General features: G+C 38.7%; 22 protein-coding genes and 1 pseudogene. 10 read left to right on the top strand and 13 right to left on the bottom strand.

What is annotated here, in order from left to right; all coding sequences use genetic code 11:
* Nucleotides 1-45: 45 nt before the first annotated feature.
* Nucleotides 46-820: pseudogene (locus NMK36_RS02490) on the bottom strand (IS701 family transposase); the annotation flags it as partial.
* A 305-nt stretch (nt 821-1,125) separates the two neighbouring features.
* Between NMK36_RS02490 and NMK36_RS02485 the strand changes: the two are divergent.
* The 6 genes from NMK36_RS02485 to rpmF all read left to right on the top strand — a co-directional run bounded on the left by NMK36_RS02485 (nt 1,126) and on the right by rpmF (nt 6,163).
* Entirely contained in the window at nt 1,126-1,536 is a 411-nt protein-coding gene (locus NMK36_RS02485) for a hypothetical protein (protein ID WP_072718777.1), read from the top strand.
* 50 nt (nt 1,537-1,586) lie between these two features.
* Nucleotides 1,587-2,390: an exodeoxyribonuclease III gene (xth, locus tag NMK36_RS02480; RefSeq protein WP_072718765.1), complete on the top strand. Its 804-nt coding sequence runs from the start codon at nt 1,587-1,589 to the stop codon at nt 2,388-2,390.
* Nucleotides 2,391-2,754: 364 nt separating this feature from the next.
* Nucleotides 2,755-3,054, top strand: coding sequence for a hypothetical protein (locus tag NMK36_RS02475; protein WP_072718766.1), 300 nt, complete (start codon nt 2,755-2,757; stop codon nt 3,052-3,054).
* Nucleotides 3,055-3,273: 219 nt separating this feature from the next.
* A complete protein-coding gene (locus tag NMK36_RS02470; protein ID WP_083579968.1) occupies nt 3,274-4,410 on the top strand; it encodes an imelysin family protein in 1,137 nt (378 codons plus the stop codon).
* Nucleotides 4,411-4,500: 90 nt separating this feature from the next.
* Entirely contained in the window at nt 4,501-5,901 is a 1,401-nt protein-coding gene (locus NMK36_RS02465; protein WP_072718768.1) for a di-heme oxidoreductase family protein, read from the top strand.
* Nucleotides 5,902-5,983: 82 nt separating this feature from the next.
* The gene (gene rpmF, locus NMK36_RS02460; protein ID WP_072718769.1) at nt 5,984-6,163 is read left to right on the top strand and encodes a 50S ribosomal protein L32; all 180 of its coding nucleotides are present in this window, start codon (nt 5,984-5,986) and stop codon (nt 6,161-6,163) included.
* Nucleotides 6,164-6,423: 260 nt separating this feature from the next.
* Here the strand turns inward: rpmF and NMK36_RS02455 are convergent, their stop codons facing one another.
* From NMK36_RS02455 to NMK36_RS02420, 8 genes are all read right to left on the bottom strand, one after another.
* Nucleotides 6,424-6,909 carry a hypothetical protein gene (locus NMK36_RS02455; RefSeq protein ID WP_072718770.1) on the bottom strand — a complete coding sequence of 162 codons (486 nt, stop codon included), beginning with the start codon at nt 6,907-6,909 and terminating at the stop codon, nt 6,424-6,426.
* The gene (locus tag NMK36_RS02450; protein WP_072718771.1) at nt 6,906-8,051 is read right to left on the bottom strand and encodes an AAA family ATPase; all 1,146 of its coding nucleotides are present in this window, start codon (nt 8,049-8,051) and stop codon (nt 6,906-6,908) included. Before NMK36_RS02450 ends, NMK36_RS02455 begins: the two co-directional genes overlap by 4 nt.
* A 147-nt stretch (nt 8,052-8,198) precedes the next feature.
* Nucleotides 8,199-8,849 carry a GDYXXLXY domain-containing protein gene (locus NMK36_RS02445; protein ID WP_072718772.1) on the bottom strand — a complete coding sequence of 217 codons (651 nt, stop codon included), beginning with the start codon at nt 8,847-8,849 and terminating at the stop codon, nt 8,199-8,201.
* A gap of 27 nt (nt 8,850-8,876) precedes the next feature.
* Nucleotides 8,877-10,280 (bottom strand): DUF2157 domain-containing protein, encoded by a 1,404-nt coding sequence (locus NMK36_RS02440; protein WP_254172915.1) that lies wholly within the window; start codon nt 10,278-10,280, stop codon nt 8,877-8,879.
* Nucleotides 10,281-10,475: 195 nt separating this feature from the next.
* Entirely contained in the window at nt 10,476-11,321 is an 846-nt protein-coding gene (locus NMK36_RS02435) for an ATP-grasp domain-containing protein (protein ID WP_072718774.1), read from the bottom strand.
* A gap of 243 nt (nt 11,322-11,564) precedes the next feature.
* Complete coding sequence (locus NMK36_RS02430) at nt 11,565-12,209, bottom strand: hypothetical protein (protein ID WP_072718775.1); 645 nt, start codon at nt 12,207-12,209, stop codon at nt 11,565-11,567.
* Nucleotides 12,179-12,670, bottom strand: coding sequence for a pantetheine-phosphate adenylyltransferase (coaD, locus tag NMK36_RS02425; protein WP_254172914.1), 492 nt, complete (start codon nt 12,668-12,670; stop codon nt 12,179-12,181). The genes NMK36_RS02430 and coaD overlap by 31 nt, the downstream gene beginning before the upstream one ends.
* A gap of 231 nt (nt 12,671-12,901) precedes the next feature.
* Complete coding sequence (locus NMK36_RS02420; RefSeq protein WP_083580239.1) at nt 12,902-14,116, bottom strand: type IV pilus twitching motility protein PilT; 1,215 nt, start codon at nt 14,114-14,116, stop codon at nt 12,902-12,904.
* Nucleotides 14,117-14,399: 283 nt separating this feature from the next.
* On the opposite strand from NMK36_RS02420, the gene NMK36_RS02415 reads away from it, so the two are divergent.
* The 4 genes from NMK36_RS02415 (at nt 14,400) to NMK36_RS02400 (ending at nt 17,904) form a co-directional block, all read left to right on the top strand.
* Nucleotides 14,400-15,575, top strand: coding sequence for a DUF58 domain-containing protein (locus tag NMK36_RS02415; protein WP_072722689.1), 1,176 nt, complete (start codon nt 14,400-14,402; stop codon nt 15,573-15,575).
* A gap of 140 nt (nt 15,576-15,715) precedes the next feature.
* Nucleotides 15,716-16,081: a ferredoxin-thioredoxin reductase catalytic domain-containing protein gene (locus tag NMK36_RS02410; protein ID WP_072722690.1), complete on the top strand. Its 366-nt coding sequence runs from the start codon at nt 15,716-15,718 to the stop codon at nt 16,079-16,081.
* Between the two features lie 100 nt (nt 16,082-16,181).
* Entirely contained in the window at nt 16,182-16,598 is a 417-nt protein-coding gene (locus tag NMK36_RS02405; protein WP_072722691.1) for a DUF309 domain-containing protein, read from the top strand.
* 232 nt (nt 16,599-16,830) lie between these two features.
* Nucleotides 16,831-17,904 carry a D-alanine--D-alanine ligase family protein gene (locus NMK36_RS02400; RefSeq protein ID WP_254172913.1) on the top strand — a complete coding sequence of 358 codons (1,074 nt, stop codon included), beginning with the start codon at nt 16,831-16,833 and terminating at the stop codon, nt 17,902-17,904.
* A gap of 157 nt (nt 17,905-18,061) precedes the next feature.
* Here the strand turns inward: NMK36_RS02400 and hpsU are convergent, their stop codons facing one another.
* The 4 genes from hpsU to NMK36_RS02380 all read right to left on the bottom strand — a co-directional run bounded on the left by hpsU (nt 18,062) and on the right by NMK36_RS02380 (nt 23,876).
* Nucleotides 18,062-18,622 carry a hormogonium polysaccharide biosynthesis acetyltransferase HpsU gene (hpsU, locus tag NMK36_RS02395; RefSeq protein WP_254172912.1) on the bottom strand — a complete coding sequence of 187 codons (561 nt, stop codon included), beginning with the start codon at nt 18,620-18,622 and terminating at the stop codon, nt 18,062-18,064.
* Nucleotides 18,623-18,703: 81 nt separating this feature from the next.
* Nucleotides 18,704-19,645: a glycosyltransferase family 2 protein gene (locus tag NMK36_RS02390; RefSeq protein ID WP_072722694.1), complete on the bottom strand. Its 942-nt coding sequence runs from the start codon at nt 19,643-19,645 to the stop codon at nt 18,704-18,706.
* 64 nt (nt 19,646-19,709) lie between these two features.
* Nucleotides 19,710-20,654 (bottom strand): glycosyltransferase, encoded by a 945-nt coding sequence (locus tag NMK36_RS02385; protein ID WP_083580240.1) that lies wholly within the window; start codon nt 20,652-20,654, stop codon nt 19,710-19,712.
* Between the two features lie 48 nt (nt 20,655-20,702).
* The gene (locus NMK36_RS02380; RefSeq protein ID WP_254172911.1) at nt 20,703-23,876 is read right to left on the bottom strand and encodes a hybrid sensor histidine kinase/response regulator; all 3,174 of its coding nucleotides are present in this window, start codon (nt 23,874-23,876) and stop codon (nt 20,703-20,705) included.
* Nucleotides 23,877-24,156: the final 280 nt, after the last annotated feature.

The raw sequence follows: 24,156 nt of genomic DNA, 5'->3' as shown, positions 1-24,156 counted from the left end.
CTGGTTTATTTTCTAATTTTACTCCTCGGAGACTGACAGAAGAGGGATATATCTAGTTTCTGATTCTTGATTGCTAAAAATCCTCTCAAATTTACACCATTTATTGGCTCTAACTGTCTGTCATCTTGACATCCAGACTCCATGATTACTTCTTATTGCCAGCATCCACGGTAATCCAAATTTATCTAATGTACTGATAAACGAACTACTTTCACCATACAGACTATCTGCTAATACCAATTCAATTTTAAATCCTAGTTCAACTAACTCTGTTAGGATTTAGGCACGCGATTTCAATCTTAGTTTTGTAGACATCTCCTTCTTTTAATGTTCCTTTGGGTTTAAATACTCTAAACACTAAAGGAAAGGTTATATTTTTATAAACACCGTAAGCATTAACTGATACTATTCCCCGATCTATTTTGCCCACACTGCCCAAGTATTGTCTAGCTATATAGTCAGTTTTTTTACCCTTTCTCCTATCTCCCGTTTCATCAATTATTACTATAATCTTTTCTTCTTTCAATGCTTTTAGAGTTCGAGCCAATCTTCTTTCCTTTAATTCCCTTGCTGACCAAGGCGAATTCGCTAAAAAATGATGGAGTGATTGTGGCGACCTAATTCCTACTATTTTAGCAATTTCCGGTAAAGATTTTCTCGGAATTGGTGAGATGATTCCTAGATGTAAGTATTTAAAACATTCGTAACTTCTTACTTCAGCAAATAGGTCTTTATAACCTTGACAATATTCATCAATCACTGAAACTGTTGGTTGTGCATCTCGGGCTAAATGTTTGAGCATCTGTAATTCTACATCCATTACCCTATCCCCCTTCTAGCTACCCATCTGGTTTATTTTCTAATTTTACTTCTCGGAGACTGACAGAAGAGGGATATTATGGATACTTTACGTTTACGCTTACTTAACTCGTTAAATGGGTTAAAATTGCTGTTAATGGCATGGTAAAATATAAGGAGGAACAGCCCGATGGCAAGCGTAAATGTGATGCTTAAGATACTCGTATTGATTGGAGAAGAATTGCTCGACAGTTTTGATAAAATGAGTAATTGAGTTTAACAGAATGCCAATTAGAATTGAAAAAACTGTTACTTATGGAGTTAACGATGACTAACACAACTATTACCAATCAAAACCCTGAATTAACCAAAATTCACATTAATCAACTGTTAGATCAACTAATAGTTGATTATCAAAACACTAAATCAGATCGAAAAGCAATCTCTGCTGAATTTTCTATATCAGAAGCTGAATTTACAGTATTAGAAGAAATTGAACTATTAACTACAGATATTCGAGGATACGCTAATCAAATTAAAGTGATAGGTTATCTGGAAAACGTCCAAGAAAAAATTCGGATTTTACAAAAAATGAGAGTATTTGATATTCCTATAATTGCTCAACTTTATTTTCATACTCCTGGAAAGTATGAGAATTTTAAATCTTACTTGCGGATGTTAGATTACCTGCGCTTATTAATCTTAGAATATTTAAACTTATCTCAAGCTATTTCTTGAGTTCGCTCAAAAATATTATGATAATTTTAAGGTTTAGTTAGGAGTTTAGAATGAAAATTGCAACCTGGAATGTTAATTCAATTAGAACCCGAAAAGATCATATTGTGCAATGGTTACAAACTAACCCCGTTGACATTCTGTGTTTACAAGAAACAAAAGTAATTGATAAAGATTTCCCTCGTCCGTTTTTTGAAGATTTGGGTTATGAGATTTATATTTATGGCCAAAAAGCTTATAATGGGGTGGCAATTTTAAGTAAAATTCCTTTGGACTCTGTTTATTGTGGATTTTCAGGATTGTTAAATACTGAAGAAGCTCAACAATTTGATGAACAAAAACGAGTTTTAACGGGAATTATTAATGGAATGGCTATTGTTAATTTATACGTTCCCAATGGTTCTAGTATTGATAGCGATAAATATCAATATAAATTAAACTGGTTAAATTGTCTTAAAGATTATTTAAAAATTCTGTTAACTCAAACAGAAAAGATTTGTATTTGTGGGGATTTTAATATTGCTTTAGAAGATATTGATATTCATAACCCCAAAAATCGAGAAACTCATATTATGGCGAGTGATGCTGAACGTCAAGCTTTACAATCAATATTAGAATTAGGGTTTCAAGACGCCTTTCGCAAGTTCACAACCGAAGGCGGACAGTTTAGCTGGTGGGACTATCGCCAAGCCTCCTTCCGACGCAATACCGGATGGCGCATTGATACCCATTATTTAACCTTACCCCTCTACGAAGTCGCCAGCAATTCTATCATCGATAAAATTCCTAGAACCTGGGAACAGCCGAGTGATCACACCCCTGTCATCTTAACACTGGACTTAATCACAGGAGCATAGGTGATTAATACTCTTGCATTTTGACTAGAGTTATCGTATCTTAATTGAGAAGCTTTATCAACTAATCTTTAAAAACCCAGAGGAATTGAGAGCTTCCAAAACCATCACAAAAGGCACTAGGCTGACAAGTTGAGCAACTTAGCCTAGAGCCTTTTCAGCCGAAAGCGATAATTAATGACCGCTTTTGAAATATCCTTGTGTCTTGATTGAGCGATAACCCTGGAAAGTCCTCGCTTAATTTAGATTGGATAGTTTCATTGTAGGTTTTTTTAGGATTTTCTGTCAAGTCAATCCTTAGAAACGTCAGCATTAATTATCGTTTTCTAAACTAATTGAGAATTAATCTGAATTGGTAAAACCTTCAATGCAAACAAACACCTCAAATTTTCCGCGTTCTCTGGATTTAGCAACGCTGTGTATCTACGGACTTAGTATTTTATCCGCAGGTTTATTTCTGTTTTTACCCTTCGTCAATTTACTACATCCGAGTCCTTGGCAATGCAGTTTAGGAACTCTACATGGCTTTGGTTCCCTATTAGCAACCGTCGTCATTGTTTACACCGGACATTTAGCATTTTCCCTCCTCAGAGGCGCAAGTAAAATTCTGCCTCAAATGCGAACTTTAGCCTTTTGGTCGAGTTTTATTTCCTTTTTAGCCATTTAAGGATTATCTTCAAGAAATTCCCTTATCTCAACTTGAAACAACGTTAAAATCTCCCTCTCCCTTGGGTCAATTTATCGTGGTTTTCACGCCAGATGGTTCCCTAGAACTCAGTTTTTTATCAACGAAAAACCCATAATGATCAAGGGTAATTCGGGAGGATTAAAAGCATTTAAACCCGTCCTCTCGTCATTATTTATTTAAGAAAAACTCTCAAAAACTATGAACAAGACTCTACCCATTCAATCGATGACTTACTCAATATTAAAGTGTTTTAAAACATCTGTGATCGCGAGTTTACTCTTATTGAGTAGTAGTTGCAATAATACGGCATCAACGAATAATCCCTCACAAGCCGTATCACCAGAGATGACGACCTTAGTAGTAAGTAATTTTGCGGATGAAGTGGTCATTCCCACCTATCAACAGTTAGTACAAGAGGCGGGAGAACTGTCGAAAGCCGTTAATGGGTTTGTAGAAAACCCCACCGAAGAAACTCTCAAAGCGGCACAAAACGCTTGGATAACGACTCGTGCTCCTTGGGAACAAAGTGAAGCCTTTGCCTTTGGCCCTGCGGAATCATTAGGTTATGATGGGGATTTAGATGATTGGCCTGTGAATGAAACGGATGTTGTTGCTGTTATTAATAGTCAAGATGAAATCACCTTAGAGTCGGTGAAAAAACTGCAAACAACGCAAAAAGGATTTCATACAATTGAATATCTATTATTTGGTTTAGATTCTCAAAAAACGGCTCAGGATTTCTCTGAACGGGAATTAAAATTATTACAAAATTTAACCTTAGCGTTTAATGAATCTGCCAATAGTTTAACGAAAAGTTGGGCAGAAGGAGTAAATGGGAATCCAGCTTATCGGGAGGTTTTAGCAACCGCAGGAACGAATAATAATCCCGCCTATCCCACCCCACAAGCCGCCGTTGAGGAAATTCTACAGGGGATGTTAGGCTGTTTGGATGAAGTAGCCAATGAGAAAATCGGGAAACCGTTAGAAACGAAAGATCATTTAAGCTTTGAAAGTCGATTTAGCCAAAATTCTCTAACAGATTTTAAGAATAATCTTAAAAGTGTTGAGAATGCTTATTTAGGGCAAATTTCAGGAACCGGAACGCAAAGTAATAGTATTAGTAGTTTAGTGGCTCAAAAAAATCCTGAATTAGATCAAAAAATCAAACAGGAATTAAAAGCAGCGATAGAAGCTGTTAATGCGGTTCCTAGTCCGATTGAAAACAGTATTAAAAGCCCGGAAAAAACGGCTAAATTAACATCAGCTAAATCAGCGATTTTAACCTTGTTTTCTACAATAGAAACACAACTTCTTCCCCTGCTCAAAACAACCTAATATCGGTGTAGAGTATTTTTCTCTATTAAAGTTATCAAAACATACCCAAAAATACCCTAATCAATATCTTTCCCTCCACTCATACAATCAATGCAAACCCTATCCTTAAAATATCCTCCCCGAAAATCGATTAAATTTTTAATCATTTTCGCCATTGCAATTTTAGGAGGAATTACCCTATCTCATCTTTGGCATTTTCAAAATTTGTTTCAACCTGAAATCTCTTTAGCAGGAGGAGAAACAACGGTATTTAACCGTAGTTCTAGTAGTTTTGAACAACCCTTAAGCAATTTAGATGAAGCTGGAAAGAAAAAACATACAGAATCTAATACTGCTTTTGAGGCGAATTTTGTCACTAAACCTGCACAAATTCATCCTGGGTTAGGGCCTTTTTTTAATAATGCTTCCTGTGCAGGATGTCACCTGAAAAATGGTCGAGGTTTACCCGAACCCGGACAATTATTAGTAAGGGTTAGCGCCACAAAAATTAATCCGATTCAACCCGGTAATTTTCATTTAGAAGGATCGGTTAAAATTGATAATTCACCGCCTGTTCTAGGACTGGGAACCCAAATTCAAGATTTCGCCATTTATGGACAAAAACCTGAAGCCACAGTTAATATAGAATGGCAAGAAAAAACGGGTCAATATGGCGATAAAACCTCCTATAAATTGCGATCGCCACAGCCTAAAATTATCCTTCCTAATGGTCAACTCATTGCAACGGATATTCAAAAATCCTTGCGAGTTCCACCGCCTGTTTTTGGTTTGGGTTTATTAGAAGCGGTTCCTGAACAAACGATTTTAAATCTCGCTGATCCTCAAGATAAAAATCAAGATGGAATTTCAGGAAAAGTGAATCAAGTTTGGGATGTTCAAAAACAATCACAAGCATTAGGACGGTTTGGTTTAAAAGCTGGAAACCCGACATTAATTCAACAAAATGCGGGAGCTTATGTCAATGATATGGGAATCACAAACCCCTTATTTACTGAGGGTGAAAAACCAACGGATATTGATCAAAAAACCTTAGATTTAACGACATTCTATGTCCAAACTTTAGCCGTACCCGCCCGAACCTTATTAGATGATCCCAAAGTTAAACGAGGCGAAACTTTATTTAAACAAGCAAATTGTGTTTCCTGCCATTTACCAACCTTAAAAACTGGGAATCAGGCGGTTAAAGAATTAGCTAATCAAACCATTCATCCCTATACGGATTTATTATTACATGATTTAGGTTCTGGATTAGCCGATAACCGCCCGGAATTTCAAGCATCAGGAACGGAATGGCGCACCCCGGCGTTATGGGGAATTGGGTTAACTCAAACGGTGTCTCCCTATTCCGGCTATTTACACGATGGTCGGGCGCGAACCCTCGAAGAAGCGATATTATGGCATGGGGGAGAAGCCGAAACCGCTAAAGAAGCCTTCAGAACCATGAACCAGAAAGACCGAGAGGCGTTAGTCCGCTTTTTGCAGTCGTTGTAAATTTTTGGGGAAAAAATCTTCAGTCAAGGGTACAGATAGGGTAATATAATAGTTTGTGCAAAATCTTCATTAAACTAGGCTCATGGCTGTACCCAAGAAGAAAATGTCCAGGTCAAGACGCGATATGCGGAAGGCGACTTGGAAGCGGAAAGCAAGACTACAAGCTGAAAAAGCGTTATCCCTCGGTAAGTCTGTTCTCACAGGTCGTTCTACAGGATTCTACTATCCCACTGACGACGCAGAAGAAGGCGACGAAGAATAAACCGATTACCTGTGCGAAATTATCAAAGAATCGGGGCGAGGAAGTCTCTCTGTTAGGGTGAGAAAACCTCGTCCTTTTGGTTTTTGGATAGAATTTTAATAAAATTATTTGGATCTGGGTTTACTATTTTAGGAACCTTGATCTATAATTAGTGAACACCTAAAACCCGACACCTTGGGGTGAGGCTTGTCCTCACCCCACCCCCAAGTTTTAAACAGAATTACGATTATCAATAAGTTGTAAATTACAGCGTTAGTTGTCTATCTACCGTGATTTCTTTTTGAGCCTGATTGATAATTATTCCGAACCACAATCGGAATGGTTAGTTGTTTATCTATCGTAATTCCTTTTTGAGCTAACTTACGGGCTTGAACACTACTCGGTAATATATGATTTCCATTAGAGGCAATCCAATGAAAAGACTTTGGTTCTTGATTCAATTCAGGGGCATCATTGATGAGAAAATCTTTTAACCATTGAAGCTTATTCTGAAAACAGTTTACTTCATCTGTTTTAGCACTATGTACTTCGATAAAATAAGTTTTACCATCATAACTAACTGCATAGTCCCAACGTGAAGCATTAGGATATATTGATTTAACTGCTGTATCAATATCAACACTCCCTTCACATTTACTGGTATCAAGAGGTTTTACTTTGCTACTATTTGAACCTAGAGCTTTTAATCCCTTTTCAAAAGCATTCTTTAATAAAGGCGTATTCTCGATCACTTTCTGAAAACTCATTCCTTCTCCTGAATCGCTTGGGAAACAACATCCGATGCCTGACTACTAAAGCTAGTTAATCCCCCCCAGTTGGCGATCACAGGGTCAGGATCAAATGGATCTAAAGATGAAATATTACGGACATAAACGCCGTCTTCTTTTTGGTCAAAATAGTAGGTCAAAAAAGTCTTATGATTGAGAATAGTCTCAAATAATTTTGTAGTTGGGGCAGAGGGCTTCAGAGCAAAAAGTTTATAAAGATATTCGATATCAGGATTCTGTTCTCGTAAGAAACGAATAGCCCAAACCGCTTCTAAAAGGACAGGAGAATGAGTTGAAATGAGTAAGCGATATCCTCGATGCAAAAGTTCCAAGCACATCAAAATTACTGATAAAATTGCTTGAGGATGCAATCCCATTTCGGGTTCTTCAATTACGACCCAATCTATATCAGACTTTTTAGATGCTTTTGATATCGGCATTAGCCAATAAAGACCTAGAAGTAAAGGCATAAATTCTCGTTGTCCAGCAGACCAAGACATGAAGGATAAGCGATTTCCATTCATATTAATTTGGATGCTTTTACTCATTCCGGTGGTGTTAAGTTCTACCTGAGCACCGTGAAAAATACTCTGATCGAGTGCATCACGAAGTTCCTGTTTAAGGCGACCTTTTTGGGGAAAGATTGGGCTACCTTTATTACCCAAACCTTGTTGCATGAGTAGCAATAAATGCTCACTAAAATTGCGAACGACATAGGGAGCTCCATTAAAACTGCGAAACAATCGAGGCCATCCATTTTCAAGAGTTAGCACACGCTGGGCTGGCATAAAGAAAAGCTGTTCTTTTTTGCGACTATTTTCGTTTAATAATTGGTCTAAATCTATACTTTTGTTATTACTATATATTTCTGTGTTTTTACTCCAGAGATTTCGCATTCCATCTCCGAAATAAAACTCGATTAAATTATTGATATTTCCTCCCCAGTCATAGCCATTTTTTTTGATTGTATGCACAATATCTCCACTATCAAGTAAAAGTTTTATTAATTGCAATAAAATACTTTTTCCAGTAGCTTGCGAGCCAATGAATAAAGTTAAATCGCCAAATTCTATGTCTGCTTTTTTAATTTGTCCTAAATTAGTAAGGTTAATTTTTTTCATGTTTTTATCTATTTATTGTTAAAAATAAATTGAATTGAATTGATTTTAAATTAAAGTTAAGGTTTTAAATTAATATTAAAACCCAGCTTCTTAATTGTAACATATTTTTGGAAATTCTATCACAACTAGAAACTAGGTTTTGGGAATTTAAAATTGGTAATTGCGATCGCGCACCCACAAACTAACAGGAATTGCTTTTCCTTGAGCATTAACTTTAACTTCCACCACAAAAGATTGTTGATCCTTCATTTGTGCTTCTGTAATGGTACTATTAATTTGTTCTCGTTGATTTTCTGGCATATAATACCGTTCTAAACCATATTCAATACTCCATCCTGTTGATTTTCCTTGTAAAACAATCTGATTATTAGATAAATTCTGAGGATATTCTGCACTGACTTTTACAGGTTTCCAGGCTGAAGGATGTTGAGATTTTGTTGAATCTTTGGGTTGTTCTAAGGTGACATAAATTAGGGTTCCAGTGGGTAAATATTCTTCACCTTTAACGATTTCTTTCCAACCGGGAAGTGCTTTGAGAGTATTCAGATTAGAAATATCATAACTCAGAGTTTGATAATATCCTCGAAAGAAATCATAGGGGTCAACGGGTGCCGTTTGCAGGATGACTGTTTTTCCTGTTACCTGAGTATAAAAGGCTTGAGAAGGAACCGCTAAAATTAGAATTAACTGAAATAATAACGGTGTCCAAAATTTCCAAGCCGGAATTTGTTTTTTAACAACAGGAAACTGAGTTAAAGTAACAGAAGATTGAGTCTCATTCAAGTTAGCATCATTCATGAGTTTTACTCCTAATAATTAGATCAGTTAACGATTTTGTATTTTAGCAATAGCTAATAAATGGCGTTCAAACCATAAGCCTGCTACAATCACTCCGACTCCACATAAGGTAAACACAAAGGCTTTTAGAATCAATTCGGTATTGTATTCAAAGGTGCGACTCATAATTTGAGAAACTAATAAAATCATTCCCCCCCAAAAGGCAAAGCGTTGAGTTTGGGCGAGTCCAATTCTAATTAATCCTGTTGCTAATAAAAACATTTGTACATTAAACAAAAATGTTGCGATTTCAGGCATGGTATGGATTTGTAAATGCCAGAAACAGATTAATCCCGTTAACCCTAAAAATCCTACAATTACACTGGTAATCGAATCAAATCCCCATTTATTGGGATGAATAGCAGTCGGTTTAACCAGTTGGAACCATTCTAAAAATAGAATGCCTAAAAAGAAGACGAAATCAATTAAAACAAAGTTGCTAATCGGAATTAAATCGTTAGAATCTGTTAAAGGAAAGTTATTCCAAAACCCGTTAAACGAGAGACTAAAAAATAAAACGGCTAACAGAATAATGGATAGGGTTCGCGCTAAAGGTTGAAAGCGTCTACTGTCAACATTCGGCCACAAAGTATCATCATAACCCCACAGTAAAGCGGGAGTAAAGATGAATAAGAAAGCGAATAGTAACCCTTGGGGTAAATCGGAATTAAACAAGGGAATAATACTAATCTGTAAAGCCGGAATTAGAATCAGTAATGTCATCACGAATAGGACACGAGACTGACACCAATAAGCCAGGGAAATAAACAGAAATCCGGCAATTAATGGGGTATGTTCTAAGACTAAATGCAAAATAGAAAATTCTTGCTGTGAGAATAAATTAGAGGTTCCTGTCCAATATCCAATTCCATACAATAGTAGTCCTAAAAATCCTAAAGATGTTAGTTGTAGACTATAGGACATGACTAATACCCCAATTCCCCACACCAGAAAGAGTTCATAGGGAGAACCACTTTGATGAAAAATTTGTCCCATTAAGGCAATATTTGCCCCTAAAATTAATGCGCCAAAAAGTAATAATCCTTCTCCTAACCGTCGTTTTCTTCCCACTTGAAAAGAATCTGATGGCTGTTTCCATAAATAGAAACCAGCCGCATTGACTCCAATAAATAAACTCAGAAGCAGAATCACTTTAACGGCTTTTGACCAGTCCTGCCAATTCGCAGCCACAAAGGTAATTACACCTAAACCTAATAGAATGCTCCCTAAACCGATTAAAATCATCACAAACCGACTACTGGCTGCGGTTTCAAGATGATCAAATTGATAGCGTGTTGCTAACTGTTGATATAGAGAATCATCAATGAGTTGTTCTTCCTGCCAAAGTTTGGCTTCTTGGCGTAGTTGACGTCGGAATTTTTCGTTAACCATTTGAAGTAATATAAAACAATGTTAGGAGAATTAGAGGGCTGTTGATCCGAGGGATAGAATCGTATGTTAGTTTTAACCTAGAGATTCAGAAAATACAATTCTGTTCTAATTGGAAATCGAGGTTAATTGTTAAGGTTTGTGACAGATAGTTAACTTACACAAGCAACAGAGAAAGGAAAAAATCTAAAAATATGGCTAGGAATTTTGATTAGATTTAGAAGCCAGAAAGGTGAGCATTTTTTCAAAGACTTGGACAGCGAGTTCTGATCCATTATCTCTAGTAAAAATATCATAATTAGGATGAGAATTAGCCTCAATAAACCAATATTGATTCTGCTCATCTACTGCAATATCTAACCCCGTATAATCTAAAGCTAATTCTTGAAAAATGGGTTGACAAAACTTTTCTATATCTGATATAATTTGAGGATTATTGATATATTTAGCTTTTCCACCTTCCCAATGTAAAGGGCTTAAATTTCCTATAAATGTCGCTTGACTAATATCTTTTTCATACAGTAAGATTAATTTTTGATTTAAAAAAACGGCTCGATATTCCCGTTGAATTAAAATATATTCTTGAGCGATAGCAACATAATCATAATTTTTATCATGAATATTAAAAATTGTTGTTAATGCTGTTTCAATTTCTTCAAGATCTTGACATAAAAACACATTCTGTCCACTGGAACCAGAATTACGTTTAACAATCACTGGAAATTTAAAAAATCTCTCGATTTCACGGGCAATATCAGGAATAGTTTTAAATTGTAAATACTCTTGATATTTTTCATCACAAAATGGGGAAAGAAAACCTATTGTTTTCGGGATGTTAATTTTCTCCTTTAAAATCGAGTAAGTGTATTCCTTATCCTTGAGAATTTTAAAAACAGATTGATCAACAAAAGGTGTACTATAATTACAGAAATAGTAATTTTTATCGAGCTTAATTTTGATTAAATTCTCATGACTATGGAGAATTTCATAATCAATATTTAGATTTTGGCAAGCTTGAAGTAATAGCCGAATATTATTTAACATATAGCAGGGAACAGGGAACAGGGAACAGGGAACAGGTAGGAAAAGATTTCTATGCTTAGGTTTGCTGCATCAGTCTATGTCTTAACACCCCAGGCGCGACTGCTATAAATAACTGAATGCAATTTTGATCCCTAATAAAATCGGCGAATTAAAATCGGAGATAGCCGAAAAAACGCTGTCAATAACGTCCAAGCTATCTCCTAATTATCATATCGTGACAGATAACATCCCCGATTAATCAAGTTATCGGGTAGGGTGATTTCCCTGGATTTGTTGGCGACCATTCCGAATCACTCGCATCATTTCATTTAACTGTTGCTCGATACTTCCTAAAACGTGATCTGCATAGTCATCTGCACCATTTTGAATTTCTTCACATTCAGCCATAGTCCGCGATCGCATTTCTTCTAATTCCTGTTGAAGACGATAGCGAATTTGTTCAATTTCAGACAAAGTTTGTTGTTGAAGCGTCTCACATTCGTGTTGCACTTGTTGACGCAATTGATCCGCTTCAGCTTTTGCTTGTTGAATTAAACCCATCTCATTCAATATTCGAGCCGCTCTTTGTTCAGCCGCATCGATAATTTCCTGAGCATATTCTTCCGCTTCTTGAAGAATTTCATCCTTATGGCGGACGATAATATCTGACTCTTGAAAAGCACTCGGTAAATTCAATCGAATTAAATCTAATTGATCGAGTAATTGTTCTTCATCGACTAAAGTGCGTCGAGTTAATGGAATCCTGGGACTATCGAGAATCATTTCCTCCAGTCGGTTAAGTTCCCGTTGGATATCAATTCCAGGGGAATTACTCACCGGAGTTTCAGGTTCTACACGGAGTCCATTTTGTTCAGGTTCTAGTCTTGGGGTTGATTCCTGGCGTAACATTTATAGATTTCTTGAGCAACGTGATTAGGAACAAGATGATCAACAGAACCCCCAAATCGGGCAATCTCTTTGACAACACTACTTGACAAGAAACTATATTCCTTTGAGGTTGCCAAAAACACCGTCTCAATTTCTGTTGACAGGGTTTTATTGATGAGAGCCATTTGCAGTTCTAATTCAAAATCTGAAAGAACTCGCAGACCTCGGAGTAAAACTTGAGCGTTCCGTAGTTTTGCATAGTCTACCGTTAGACCATCAAAACTGGCTACTTCTAAATTGTTCAAATGTTGGGTACTGTAACGAATTTGTTTAATCCGTTCCTCTACGGTAAATAAAGGCTTTTTATTCGGATTTCCCAAAACCGCCACAATCACCTGATCAAACAGTTTACAACCTCGCTCGATGACATCTAAATGTCCTAACGTAACCGGATCAAAACTACCCGGATAAAGGGCTATCACGATCAAGGTAAGATGAAAGTTACTGCCAAATTATAGAACGAAGGGGGAACTCCGGGAGCAGGGGGGAAGAGGGGAAGGGGGGAAGAGGGGAAGGGGGGAAGAGGGGGAAGAGGGGGAGAGGAGGAGCAGGGGGAGAAATAATGAACTGCTATCTCTTTTCCCATACATTGCACTCCGCACTCCGCGCTCCGCACTCCGCACTTTGTACATTGCACCCAACCGTCAACACTTTTAAGCACTAAACGGCGATTTACCTTCTCTGAATTGGCGGGCCATACCCGATGAGTCGATCCCGGCAGTACGGAAGCGACGGTCTAAATCGGTAGCATCGGGAGAAGCTTTTTCGGCTTCTTCCATTGTGATCCGTGCAGCAACCACCTGTTCAAATAGCGCTTGGTTAATCAGTTGCATTCCTTCGTAAGTATCTGATTCCATTAACTGTAAGGCACTTTCGTCATCACCTTTCAATAGATAATCTCGCATCGCTGGAGTATTAACTAAAATATCGTGAACCGCCGTGCGTTTATTATCAACAGTAGGAACTAATAATTGAGCAATCACCGCCACTAAAGAATCACAAATTTGAATTCGCACGGCGGGTTGTTCATCAATGTTAAATAGGTTTAATAGACGATTAACCGCGTTTAAAGCGTTACGGGTGTGCAGAGTTCCTAATACTAAGTGACCCGTTTGTGATGCTTGTAACGCTGTATTAACCGTTGTGCGATCGCGCATTTCCCCAATCAAAATCACATCAGGATCTTCCCGCAGAACTGCCCGTAAGGCGTTATGAAATTCTAAGGTATGTAACCCCACTTCCCGTTGGCTAATTAAACACATCTTCGAGGGGTGAACAAATTCAATCGGGTCTTCAATAGTAACAATATGCTTTTTCGCACTTTCGTTTAGGTGACGAATCATTGCTGCTAACGTGGTCGATTTCCCAGAACCCGTTGGCCCTGTGACTAAAATTAAGCCTTGGGGAGAATTAATAATATTTTTGAGAACGGGTGGTAATGCTAACTCATCAATGGAGGGAATCTGCAAATGAATCAGACGCAGAACCATCGCCCCTCCAGTCAGGGAATCAAAACAATTCACCCGACACCGCACTAACCCTGGATAAAATATGGCTGTGTCTAATTCTTTTGTTTCCGCAAACTGTTTGCGTTGATGGGGAGTGAGAATTTCATCTAAATACTGTTCAAATAGTTCAGGCGTGACTTTAACATGATCCTTTGCCCTTGCCATTTGTCCTTGAACCCTAAATCGAGGGGTATGTCCGACTCGAATATGAATATCTGAGGCTTTTTTGCTATAAGCATCTTTCACCATCAGTTTAATCGAGGAAGCCGAGGCTATAGAAACCGAGGAAGACTCCACTGAAACAGCACTAGGGGGTGGAGGCATTTTGGGCAGAGGTTTGGGGGAGGCGGAGTTCGTCATAAGCTTAGGGTTGTTTAGCTGACTTCAACGCAATTTAAGATTAATTGAATTATAGGCAATATATTTCTTACTTGTAGTCTTTGTAAACATTTTTTGACCTTTTCCTTTCCTCGGATCAAGGACGTTGAGGTATTAATAACCTTTATTCGGGGATTTCCATCGAACTTCTGATGTACTAATTCTCCTCTCAAATGACAACTTTATCAATAAATTGAATATTCATATAAAGATACAATACACAGAAACCTGCTACAATCTTTCCAATCCCCAAGGTTTTGAATTCATGAAAAACCATCGATTTCGCCTACAACACTGGTTAGAATCCCATTGGGTCGCCCCAGCTTATGCAGGGGGATTACTCATGGCATTATCCATCTTTTTCTTTGGTGCAGCTACAAATACCATGGCAGGATGGCTTTATGTTATTAGTGGTATTAGTTTTGCTTTATTAGCCATTGCTGCAATTTTACCCCAACGTTCTCTTATTTCTCTACAAGTTCAACGAGAAATCATTAATCCCGTTAGTGTTGGAGACGATTTAACCCTAGAATTAACGATTAAAAATGCCAGCAATCAAGCTAAAACTCTGATTCAAGTTCAGGATTTATTACCTCCGAATTTAGGACAATCGGCAACCGTAATCGAGCTTTTACCTGCCCATAAATCTTATCAATGGGTAACTTATATTCCTACCCAAAAACGGGGGATTTATCATTGGATGGGAGTTAAATTAAGAACCGCAACACCATTAGGATTATTTTGGTGTAGTCGAGAACGAAAAGTTCCTGCAAGTGCCATTGTTTATCCGTTAGTTTTACCGTTAACCACCTGTCCGTTAATCGATGAAATCGGAAAAGAGTATAATCCCAATATTTATGAACATCGTCAGTTTCAAATGGCAACTGAAGGTGTTACCCGCACCTTAAGACCCTATCGTTATGGTGATCCCACTCGTTTAATTCATTGGCGTTCTAGTGCGCGATATGGCGAATTACGAGTTCGAGAATTAGAAACCTCCCACGGAGGTCAGGAAATTATTATTGCATTAGATAGTTCTTTTTTCTGGCAACCCGATGATTTTGAACAAGCTGTAATTGCTGCTGCATCCTTATATTTTTATGCCTGTCACAGTCAATTAAATGTTCAGTTATGGACAGCAAAAACCGGATTAGTTTACGGAAATCGAGTCGTTCTTCATACCTTAGCAGATGTTAATCCTGGGGAAGATGTATTTGTTAAAGAACCTCCAAATTATCCGATTATTTGGTTAACTCAAAATCCAGCTTCCTTAAGAACCTTACCTTTGGGAAGTCGATGGTTACTTTGGCCGTCTGATTCTCAATTAACCAGCCAAACTCACGATCAAATACAAAAATTATCCCATTTAGGATTAGAAATTAAGCTTGATCTTTCTCTACAATCTCAACTTCAATCTTCATTAAAATTATCCAATCTTTAGGTAATAATTCTCAATTTTAATTGAATGTCCATTTTCTGAACAGGCAAGATGCCTGTTCCACAGAGACTCCTAGTTTGCCTGATTGACATCCATTGCGGTACAATTAAAAATAATATTGTTATAAAATTACACGCTGATCCATGACCCCAGAAACTAACGATAAATTAGCCAGCCAAAAAAGCTTAATCGCAATGAAACAGTTCTCGGAACAGTATGCTAGACGCACGGGAACTTATTTTTGTGCTGAACCCTCCGTTACTGCTGTTGTTATTGAAGGGTTAGCAAAACATAAAGATGAGTTAGGCGCACCTCTTTGTCCTTGTCGTCATTATGAAGATAAAGAAGCTGAGGTCAAAAGCACATTTTGGAATTGTCCCTGTGTTCCTATGCGAGAACGTAAAGAATGTCATTGTATGCTATTCCTAACTGATGATAATGATTTTGCAGGAGATCAGCAAGCAATTTCCCTAGAAGAAATTGAAAAAGTTCGCGCTACGATGGTATAATTATTGACTATTGGTGTCGGGTTTGGTGTTAAAAATTAGGGTAATTAATCGTTAATCCATCATTTTTATTATTCTGATTTGAGGTTAAAAATTAAAATCCATGACAGAAGAAATTCCCCTGGCGTTTTGGCAAGGTGTTGAAGAATTTAACCAACAAGAATTTTATACTTGTCATGACACCTTAGAAGCGTTATGGATGGAAGCCTCAGAACCGGAAAAGAAATTTTATCAAGGCGTTTTACAAATTGCCGTCGGACTCTACCATTTAAGCCAAAAAAATTGGAAAGGGGCTGTTATTTTAATGGGGGAAGGACTGGGACGCTTAAACTATTATTATCCTGATTATAGTGGAATTAATGTTGAACAATTCATCGATGAAACCAGCCAACTTTTAAAAGCATTACAAAACGCTGGTGCTGAAAACGTTGAGACGTTTCTTCCTTTAATGCAACCTCAAGGAACTGTTCAAGGTTTAAAATTACCCAAAATTCAAAAAGTGATAGGGAATGGGGAATAGGGAATAGGCAATGGACAATAGGGAATGGGCAATGGCACTCTTGCATTCTTGGAATAGGGAAGAAATCATTGATTCTCCCTCATCCCCTCATCCCCTCATCCCCTCATCCCCTCATCCCCTCATCCCCTCATCCCCTCATCCCCTCATCCCCTCATCCCGCTGTCCCCTTGTCCCCTTGTCCCCTCATCCCTGCTATAGTATTCGAGAAATTTGAAACTGCGTTTTGAGTAATATGACTAAATTACGGGTAGGATTACTATTTGGTGGGTGTTCCGGCGAACATGAAGTTTCCATTAGTTCCGCTAGAGCGATCGCAAAAGCCTTAACAACCGATGAGAATGCAAATCGATATCAAGTGCTACCCGTATATATTCAAAAAGATGGGGTTTGGAAAGATCGGGAAATCGCTCAACAGGTTTTAGAGTCTGGAAAACCTCTATTGATCAGCGATGAAGCTCGACCGGGTGATCGCATTCCTCAGACGATTAATTTATCAGAAATTGATGTTTGGTTTCCGATTTTACATGGGCCTAATGGAGAAGATGGAACCATTCAAGGATTATTAACCTTAATCCAGGTTCCTTTTGTCGGGTCTGGGGTTTTAGGTTCAGCAATGGGAATGGATAAAATTGCGATGAAAATGGCATTTTCTCAAGCGGGTTTACCCCAAGTTAAATATCAGTTGGTGATGCGATCGCAAATTTATTCTAACCCTTGTATTTTTCCGAAATTATGTGATCAATTAGAAGCTGAATTAGGTTATCCTTGTTTTGTGAAACCTGCTAATTTAGGATCATCGGTAGGAATTTCTAAAGTTAGAAATCGTCAAGAATTAGAAACCGCTTTAGATAATGCAGCTAGTTATGATCGGCGGATTATTGTAGAAGCGGGAGTGGTCGCGAGAGAATTAGAATGTGCGGTATTAGGAACTGATTATCCTAAAGCTTCTGTTGTGGGAGAAATTACGTTTAATAGCGATTTTTATGATTATGAAACTAAATACACCGAAGGAAAAGCAGATTTATTTATTCCCGCAAAAGTTAGCGATGAAATCACCCAGAAAATTCAAGAGATGGCGATTCAAGCCTTTTTAGCGATTGATGCTTCTGGATTAGGACGAGTTGACTTTTTCTATGTGGAAGAAACTGGAGAAATTCTCATCAATGAAATTAATACGCTTCCCGGTTTTACAGCCACCAGTATGTATCCCCAACTTTGGGCGACTACGGGTGTTCCCTTTCCTGAATTAGTCCATCAATTAATCCAATTTGCCTTAGAACGTGATTCAGAAAAGAAACGGAACTGAATTCCTCAAAGATGGCTTGCATAAATAGCAATTTGCATTTATAATACTATCATTCCCTTTTCCCATCCTTTATTCCCTTGTTCCAATACGCTGTATTGGAATCCCCCGTCGGAGGCTCTGCCTCCGACCCCTCTGTAAAGTTGATGCAGAATCAGGATTAACTCATGGGTCTGGAATAACAGGGACGACAAGGCGAACCCATACAAACTTGGCCCGAAGGCATATTTTTAAAGACACTACTGCGCGCCCCAATTACAACATTGACTCCAATTTCAACCCCAGGGCCGATAAAGCAATCCGTAGCCACCCAAGCTCCATCTTCAATGACAATCGGAGCCGTTTTTAATTTAAAGTCCGGTGTTTTAATATCATGACTTCCGGTACATAAATAACTTTTTTGAGAGATGACGCAATGTTCGCCGATGGTAATTTGATCTAAACTATAAAAGACAACATCATCTCCAATCCAACTATAATCTCCAATGGTGACTTTCCAAGGATAGGTAAATCGGGCTGTTGGACGAATAATCACCCCTTGACCAATTTTAGCTCCAAATAATCGTAAAATTTGACAGCGAATTCCATTCAAGGGATGTAGTGTTAAGGGAAATATCACGCCTTGAACTAGCCACCAGAATAACACAAACCAACCGGGTTTTCCCCGATCAAAATCCGACTGGTCATATTTACTTAAATCTACAAATGTTGTTTTTTCCATGCTTCAAACCTTCAAAAGTTAGTGTAGTCATCCGTTTAAAAACTGAGTTTGGGCGGGGATAACCCACCCCTACGAATGAAATTAATGGGTAGTTACAGAAGGTTCAACAGAGGATTGAGAGGGTTTTGGAGTAACGTTTAATTGTCCGCCAAACTTACGCAATTCAAATAATTTAACCCCAATTTGATATTCGTATTGGCTTAACAGTCTGCCATAGATGTATCCCGCTTTGCCATCTAAGAATCCCAATTGGATAAAATAGAATAAAATAAACCGCAACAGAGGTTTCAAGGGTAATCTCACCCAAATTTTCTTTAAAAATCGCTTGCGTTTAACCGAATCACCAAAGAGACTGGCTCCAATAGTTTTACTATCATCAGCACCCGTTAAGAGATTATAATAAACTCTTGCTTCCCAATTAGAATAACGGTTATGGCGTTCAATCCAGTGGAATAAATCTCGGAAATCTTCATGCAGCATATCCTCTTTAAGATATCCCACTTTCCCTGAAGACATAACAACGTGCTCGTGAACTTCATTATCTCCAGTATTGGGAACATCTTCCGTTTGTAAGTTTTCATAGCGTCCCAATTTATGTTGAAATAAACGTAAATTCCAGTCAGGATATTTGCCGCCGTGACGAATCCAAGTGCCTAAAAAGAACACCCGACGATTAATATAATATCCCGTATATTCTCGGTTTTTAATCACTTCAGCAATTTCATCCCAAGATTCAGGCGTAATCCGTTCATCACAATCAACAATTAAAACCCATTCATTTCTAAACGGTAAATTTTCTAACGACCAATTTTTCTTCTTCGGCCATCCGCCTTTAAAATAGAATTGAACAACTTTGGCTCCATAACTTTCAGCAATTTCCACACTGCGATCGCTACTTTGGGAATCGACAACAAAAATCTCATCGGCTCTAGCAACACTCGCTAAACAAGCAGGTAAATTGGCTTGTTCATTTCGAGCCGGAATTAACACAGAAACAGGAAGTTTAGATAAGTTAGAAGTCATGGTTAAACTTAACAATAAATCAAAGGATTTCTACGAGGTATAAATTCACCATTCCAAATAGGAGTTATTGCGGGTTATTCCCTCGTTGAGACGTAGAACGAACTAAACCGGAAAGGGCAGCACTAAGATAGCCGATTTGACCGTAAGCATACACGAAATTATCAAATCGTAAGGCAGGATTGCCAAAATATTTAATAGTTTTGTACAATCCTCGCAGAATGCGTTCTCCTCCGCGTCCCAGTTGGATCATGCCGTCTCGTCCCGCTAATTGTTCGCGATAACATTCGCTAATGCCTTGCCACCATCCCCGTTCCATAAACCAAGATCGGTTCACCCGTTCCGGTGCAACATGATGGGCGACTAAGGCTTCAGGAATATAGGCAACTTGCCAACCGTCTTGGAGTGCGAGTTCAGTCATCTGTAATTCTTCATTGGATAACAATCGTTTTCCCACCCGGCCTAAATTAATATCAAAACCGCCAATTTTTTCTAAGAAACTGCGACGGATGGAGTAATTTAACCCTCTGGGTGTCAAACCCGGATTTTTAATGTCCACCCACTGCTCCCCTAAATTATAGACACCCAAATTTCCCGCTAAATTATCCGATAACCAGAGTGGGGAAGTAATTCCTTCTGGCCAAATCAAAGTAACCTTGCCCCCAGCAATGGCGAGTTTCGGATGATTTTCATAAGCTGAATATAACACCCTTAACCATTGAGGTGTGGCAATAGCATCGTCATCTAAATAAGCAAGAATCGGACTTTGAGCAATTTTTGCCCCCGTATTCCGGGCGACCGATAAACCTGTAATCGGTTCATAAATATATCGCAATTTGGCATGGGGAAGACGAGCTTCCACCACTTGACGGGTTCCATCCGTGGAAGCATTATCCACCACAATCACTTCAAATTCCGGGAAATCCTGTTGCAGCAAACTATCAATCGCTAACCCTAAATATTGTTCTCGATTGTGGGTACAAATAATTGCAGAAATAAGCGGTTGTGACATCGCTAAGACTCCATACTTGACAGTCAACCGTCAACCGCCAATTATCAACTAAGTTAACAATTGGGAGATGGCTTTGACTAAGTGTTCAGGATCAACGGGTTTAGAAAGATGCTGCTGAAATCCTGCCGCTAACGCCCGACGTTGATTAAATTCTCCCGCATAAGCGGTTAATGCGATCGCCGGAATTTGTCCCCCAACTTCTAAAGGACGTTGGCGAATCTTGTGCATTAACATATAACCATCCATACCGGGCATTCCGATATCACAAATCAGCATCAGAGGTTGAAAATCCTCCCAAACTTGTAGAGCTTCCCTGGCAGAAGATGTTGTTAAGAGTTTAGCTCCTAGAGGTTCTAAGATGACCTGAATCAAGTCTCGCATATCCTCATCATCATCTACCACTAAAATTCGCATTCCCTCTAAATTAACCGTTGCTTGTGTTTCCTCAACCCTAGCACAGCATTCACAACAATTTTCCATCAGGGGTAAACGCACCGTAAAGGTTGTCCCTAATCCTTCCCCTGGACTTTCGACGCTGACCGTTCCGCCATGAAGTTCACACAAATGACGGACAATGGCTAATCCTAAACCTAAACCGCCAAATTGACGAGTGGTACTGCTATCTTCCTGACGAAAACAATCAAAAACTAAGGGTAAAAAATGACGATTAATTCCCCGTCCATTATCTTCAACTTGGATTTCGACTTGATGAGCAATTTGCTGCAAACGCACTTGTATCCGTCCGCCTTCCGGTGTGAATTTCACCGCATTGGAGAGCAGATTCCAGATAACTTGTTGTAATCGTCCTCCGTCTCCCCAGACTAAACCAATATGGGAAGAAAATACTGTTTCCAGGGTAATATTTTTCGCTTCTGCGGCTAATCGTACCGTATCTAAGGCAGCTTCTACTGTTTCGCTGAGGGAAACTGTACCTACATTCAGCACCATTTTCCCCCGTAAAATTCGAGAAATATCTAATAAATCTTCAATTAGTTGCGCTTGTAATTTGGCATTGCGTTCAATGGTGTCTAATGCTCGGTCGGTGGTAGTGGAATCAAAGGTTCGTGAACGCAGTAACTTTGCCCAGCCTAAAATCGGATTCAAGGGCGATCGCAATTCATGGGACAAAACCGCCAGAAATTCATCTTTAATCCGATTCGCATCTTGAGCTTGTTGATACAGTTGAATATTATCTAAAGCTAAAGCCGCCCGATACGCTAATTCTTCAGCAAAAGTCAAATCAGCATCGGTATAATGACGATGGGATTGGGCCGTTAAACAAAACGTTACCGCCCCTAATTTGCGATCGCGGGCGATTAACGGAACAGATATCCAAGAGGTAGGGGCGACGATATGCAGAAATTCGACTTGTTCAGGAACCGTCGTCATGGTTTCGATCCAATCAGGATCAATCTGGGGCAATAATATAGAGTGACCCTGAGCTAAAACTTGAGCAATGGGATGATGATCATGGAGAGTCAGAACCCAGTTTTGACGTTGACTCAAGTGTTGATTTTTGCTGGAATCACGATGATAAACCGCTAACCGTCGTAAACTGCCATCGCTTCCGGCCACATCAAAGAAACAACAATCGCCTAGAGTCGGAACTAATAATTGGGCTAAATTCATTAAGGTTGTCCGCGAATTCAAGGAACTGACCAAGACTGAACTCGCTTCTGCTAAGACTTGTTCCAACTGTTCCGCCCGTTTGCGGGCTGTCAAATCCATCACGGTCATTCCTACACCCAAAACCTCACCATTGGGTAAACCTACGGGATAATAACTCACTAAACTATATTGAAAGGTTTTAACATGAGGAATTTCCAGATTTAAGGGTTGATTTAATAACGGTTGTTGTGTCTCAATCACCTGGCGTAAGATCGGTGTAATTTGAGCCGCCCATTCGGGTAAAACCGTCGCTAAAGGTTGTCCAATCAATGCACTCAAGGGTAAGCCCTGAATCATGGCTAAGGCTTCATTGGCGTGCACATAGCGTAAATCATGATCCAAAAAGGCAAGACCAACTGGAGAACTGGATAATAATGCTTGTAATAAAGTTTCGCTGCGATGTAGAGCTAATTCAATCTGTTTACGGTCTGTAATATTGATAGCCGCACAGGTGACACCTACCACTTGTTCGAGTTCATTAAATAAGGGTTCTACGGTTAAATCAAAACAGAAGTCTTGACCTTGTGGACTTACCCAAACTTCTTCACGGGTTCCAATTCCTGTCTTTAAAACCCGACCTTTAATCCAAGTCAATTTTTCAGCATCATGAAGATCAAATAGATCGGTTTCTAATAAACCAATAATGTCTTCATCAGGGGGATATTGTTGTTTAGGACAATTGTAGATCCAGGTATAACGCAAATCTTGATCTTGACTAAAAACAGTAATCGGAGAATTTTTTAGCGCCACTCGTAGGCGTTCTTCTGTAAGATGCCATTTCGCCTCAGAAAGCCGTTGTTGGGTTAAATCCAAAACAAAAAAAATCCCGCTATCTAACTCTATGGAAAAGGCTGTACCACTAATTAAAACCGGAATGCGTCGTCCAGAGGCGTGTACATATTCCTTTTCCAACGGTTGACAACAGCCGGATATTTCAATTTCGGCTAAAGCTTTTTCATCTAACCCTTGATATTCTAGGGGGGTTAAAGTTCGCCAGTTAAGTTCACCCGCTTCTAATTGTCCTCGACTATAACCTAAAAGATTTAACAAGGCATCATTGGCTTCTATAATTTCACCTGATTTTGTCCACACTCCAATACCAACCGCATTACATTCAAATATCCGCCGAAAACGAGCTTCACTATATCGTAAAATCTCCTCGGTTTGTTTGCGTTGGGTAATCTCTTGAAAATAAACCGCTAATCCTTCTGTACAGGGATAAGCTTTGAGTTCTAACCAAATTTGTTGAGTCTTATAGAAGGCTTCCCAAGTCAGGGTTTGTTGTTGGGTAATAGCTTGTTGTAACGGAGTCGCGAGAAACGCTAGGGTTTCCCAAAGAATTTGATCTTTTAAAGTTGAAGGGGACAGTTGTAGAATTCGAGTAGCCGCCGGATTCAGGTAGAGACAATAGCCTTGTTGATCTAAGATAACAAACCCGTCCGTAATTTGATCGAGAATATTCACCCCATTCCAATTCATCGTCACATCCTTGCTGGTCTCAGGGGGAGGGGTAATATCGGGGTAAGCTTCCGAGAGGATAAAAGATGGTGTCATTCTAAGTTATGTGCAGAACAGTATATCTTGGGAGATCGGCAGGTTTGAATAGAGGGAATTAAAGCCATAAAAAGTTATTCCATTTATGTTGAACACAGACTTAATTTGAGGGTTTACTCAATGAACATCCCCCTATAGAATGAAAAATAAACCGAATTCCCCCTATTTTTCGTCTCTCTTAGGATAGAAATTGTTCAAAATTGTCATTAAATTTTAAATTAGCTTAAGGATCAAACTTGATGTTAGGTTCTCTCAAAAGACAGATTGAAGCTTAGTCAGA

The sequence above is a fragment of the Planktothrix pseudagardhii genome (assembly GCF_904830925.1).
In the GTDB taxonomy this organism is placed as follows: domain Bacteria; phylum Cyanobacteriota; class Cyanobacteriia; order Cyanobacteriales; family Microcoleaceae; genus Planktothrix; species Planktothrix tepida.
The sequence above is the reverse complement of the archived record's forward strand: the minus strand, read 5'-3'. Positions and strand labels throughout refer to the sequence as shown.

Bases quoted from the DNA above. Each gene is read 5' to 3' on its own strand.
- NMK36_RS02485 (WP_072718777.1), top strand. From the start codon at position 1,126: ATGACTAACACAACTATTACCAATCAAAACCCTGAATTAACCAAAATT.
- xth (WP_072718765.1), top strand. From the start codon at position 1,587: ATGAAAATTGCAACCTGGAATGTTAATTCAATTAGAACCCGAAAAGAT.
- NMK36_RS02475 (WP_072718766.1), top strand. From the start codon at position 2,755: ATGCAAACAAACACCTCAAATTTTCCGCGTTCTCTGGATTTAGCAACG.
- NMK36_RS02470 (WP_083579968.1), top strand. From the start codon at position 3,274: ATGAACAAGACTCTACCCATTCAATCGATGACTTACTCAATATTAAAG.
- NMK36_RS02465 (WP_072718768.1), top strand. From the start codon at position 4,501: ATGCAAACCCTATCCTTAAAATATCCTCCCCGAAAATCGATTAAATTT.
- rpmF (WP_072718769.1), top strand. From the start codon at position 5,984: ATGGCTGTACCCAAGAAGAAAATGTCCAGGTCAAGACGCGATATGCGG.
- NMK36_RS02455 (WP_072718770.1), bottom strand. From the start codon at position 6,909: ATGAGTTTTCAGAAAGTGATCGAGAATACGCCTTTATTAAAGAATGCT.
- NMK36_RS02450 (WP_072718771.1), bottom strand. From the start codon at position 8,051: ATGAAAAAAATTAACCTTACTAATTTAGGACAAATTAAAAAAGCAGAC.
- NMK36_RS02445 (WP_072718772.1), bottom strand. From the start codon at position 8,849: ATGAATGATGCTAACTTGAATGAGACTCAATCTTCTGTTACTTTAACT.
- NMK36_RS02440 (WP_254172915.1), bottom strand. From the start codon at position 10,280: ATGGTTAACGAAAAATTCCGACGTCAACTACGCCAAGAAGCCAAACTT.
- NMK36_RS02435 (WP_072718774.1), bottom strand. From the start codon at position 11,321: ATGTTAAATAATATTCGGCTATTACTTCAAGCTTGCCAAAATCTAAAT.
- NMK36_RS02430 (WP_072718775.1), bottom strand. From the start codon at position 12,209: ATGTTACGCCAGGAATCAACCCCAAGACTAGAACCTGAACAAAATGGA.
- NMK36_RS02420 (WP_083580239.1), bottom strand. From the start codon at position 14,116: ATGACGAACTCCGCCTCCCCCAAACCTCTGCCCAAAATGCCTCCACCC.
- NMK36_RS02415 (WP_072722689.1), top strand. From the start codon at position 14,400: ATGAAAAACCATCGATTTCGCCTACAACACTGGTTAGAATCCCATTGG.
- NMK36_RS02410 (WP_072722690.1), top strand. From the start codon at position 15,716: ATGACCCCAGAAACTAACGATAAATTAGCCAGCCAAAAAAGCTTAATC.
- NMK36_RS02405 (WP_072722691.1), top strand. From the start codon at position 16,182: ATGACAGAAGAAATTCCCCTGGCGTTTTGGCAAGGTGTTGAAGAATTT.
- NMK36_RS02400 (WP_254172913.1), top strand. From the start codon at position 16,831: ATGACTAAATTACGGGTAGGATTACTATTTGGTGGGTGTTCCGGCGAA.
- hpsU (WP_254172912.1), bottom strand. From the start codon at position 18,622: ATGGAAAAAACAACATTTGTAGATTTAAGTAAATATGACCAGTCGGAT.
- NMK36_RS02390 (WP_072722694.1), bottom strand. From the start codon at position 19,645: ATGACTTCTAACTTATCTAAACTTCCTGTTTCTGTGTTAATTCCGGCT.
- NMK36_RS02385 (WP_083580240.1), bottom strand. From the start codon at position 20,654: ATGTCACAACCGCTTATTTCTGCAATTATTTGTACCCACAATCGAGAA.
- NMK36_RS02380 (WP_254172911.1), bottom strand. From the start codon at position 23,876: ATGACACCATCTTTTATCCTCTCGGAAGCTTACCCCGATATTACCCCT.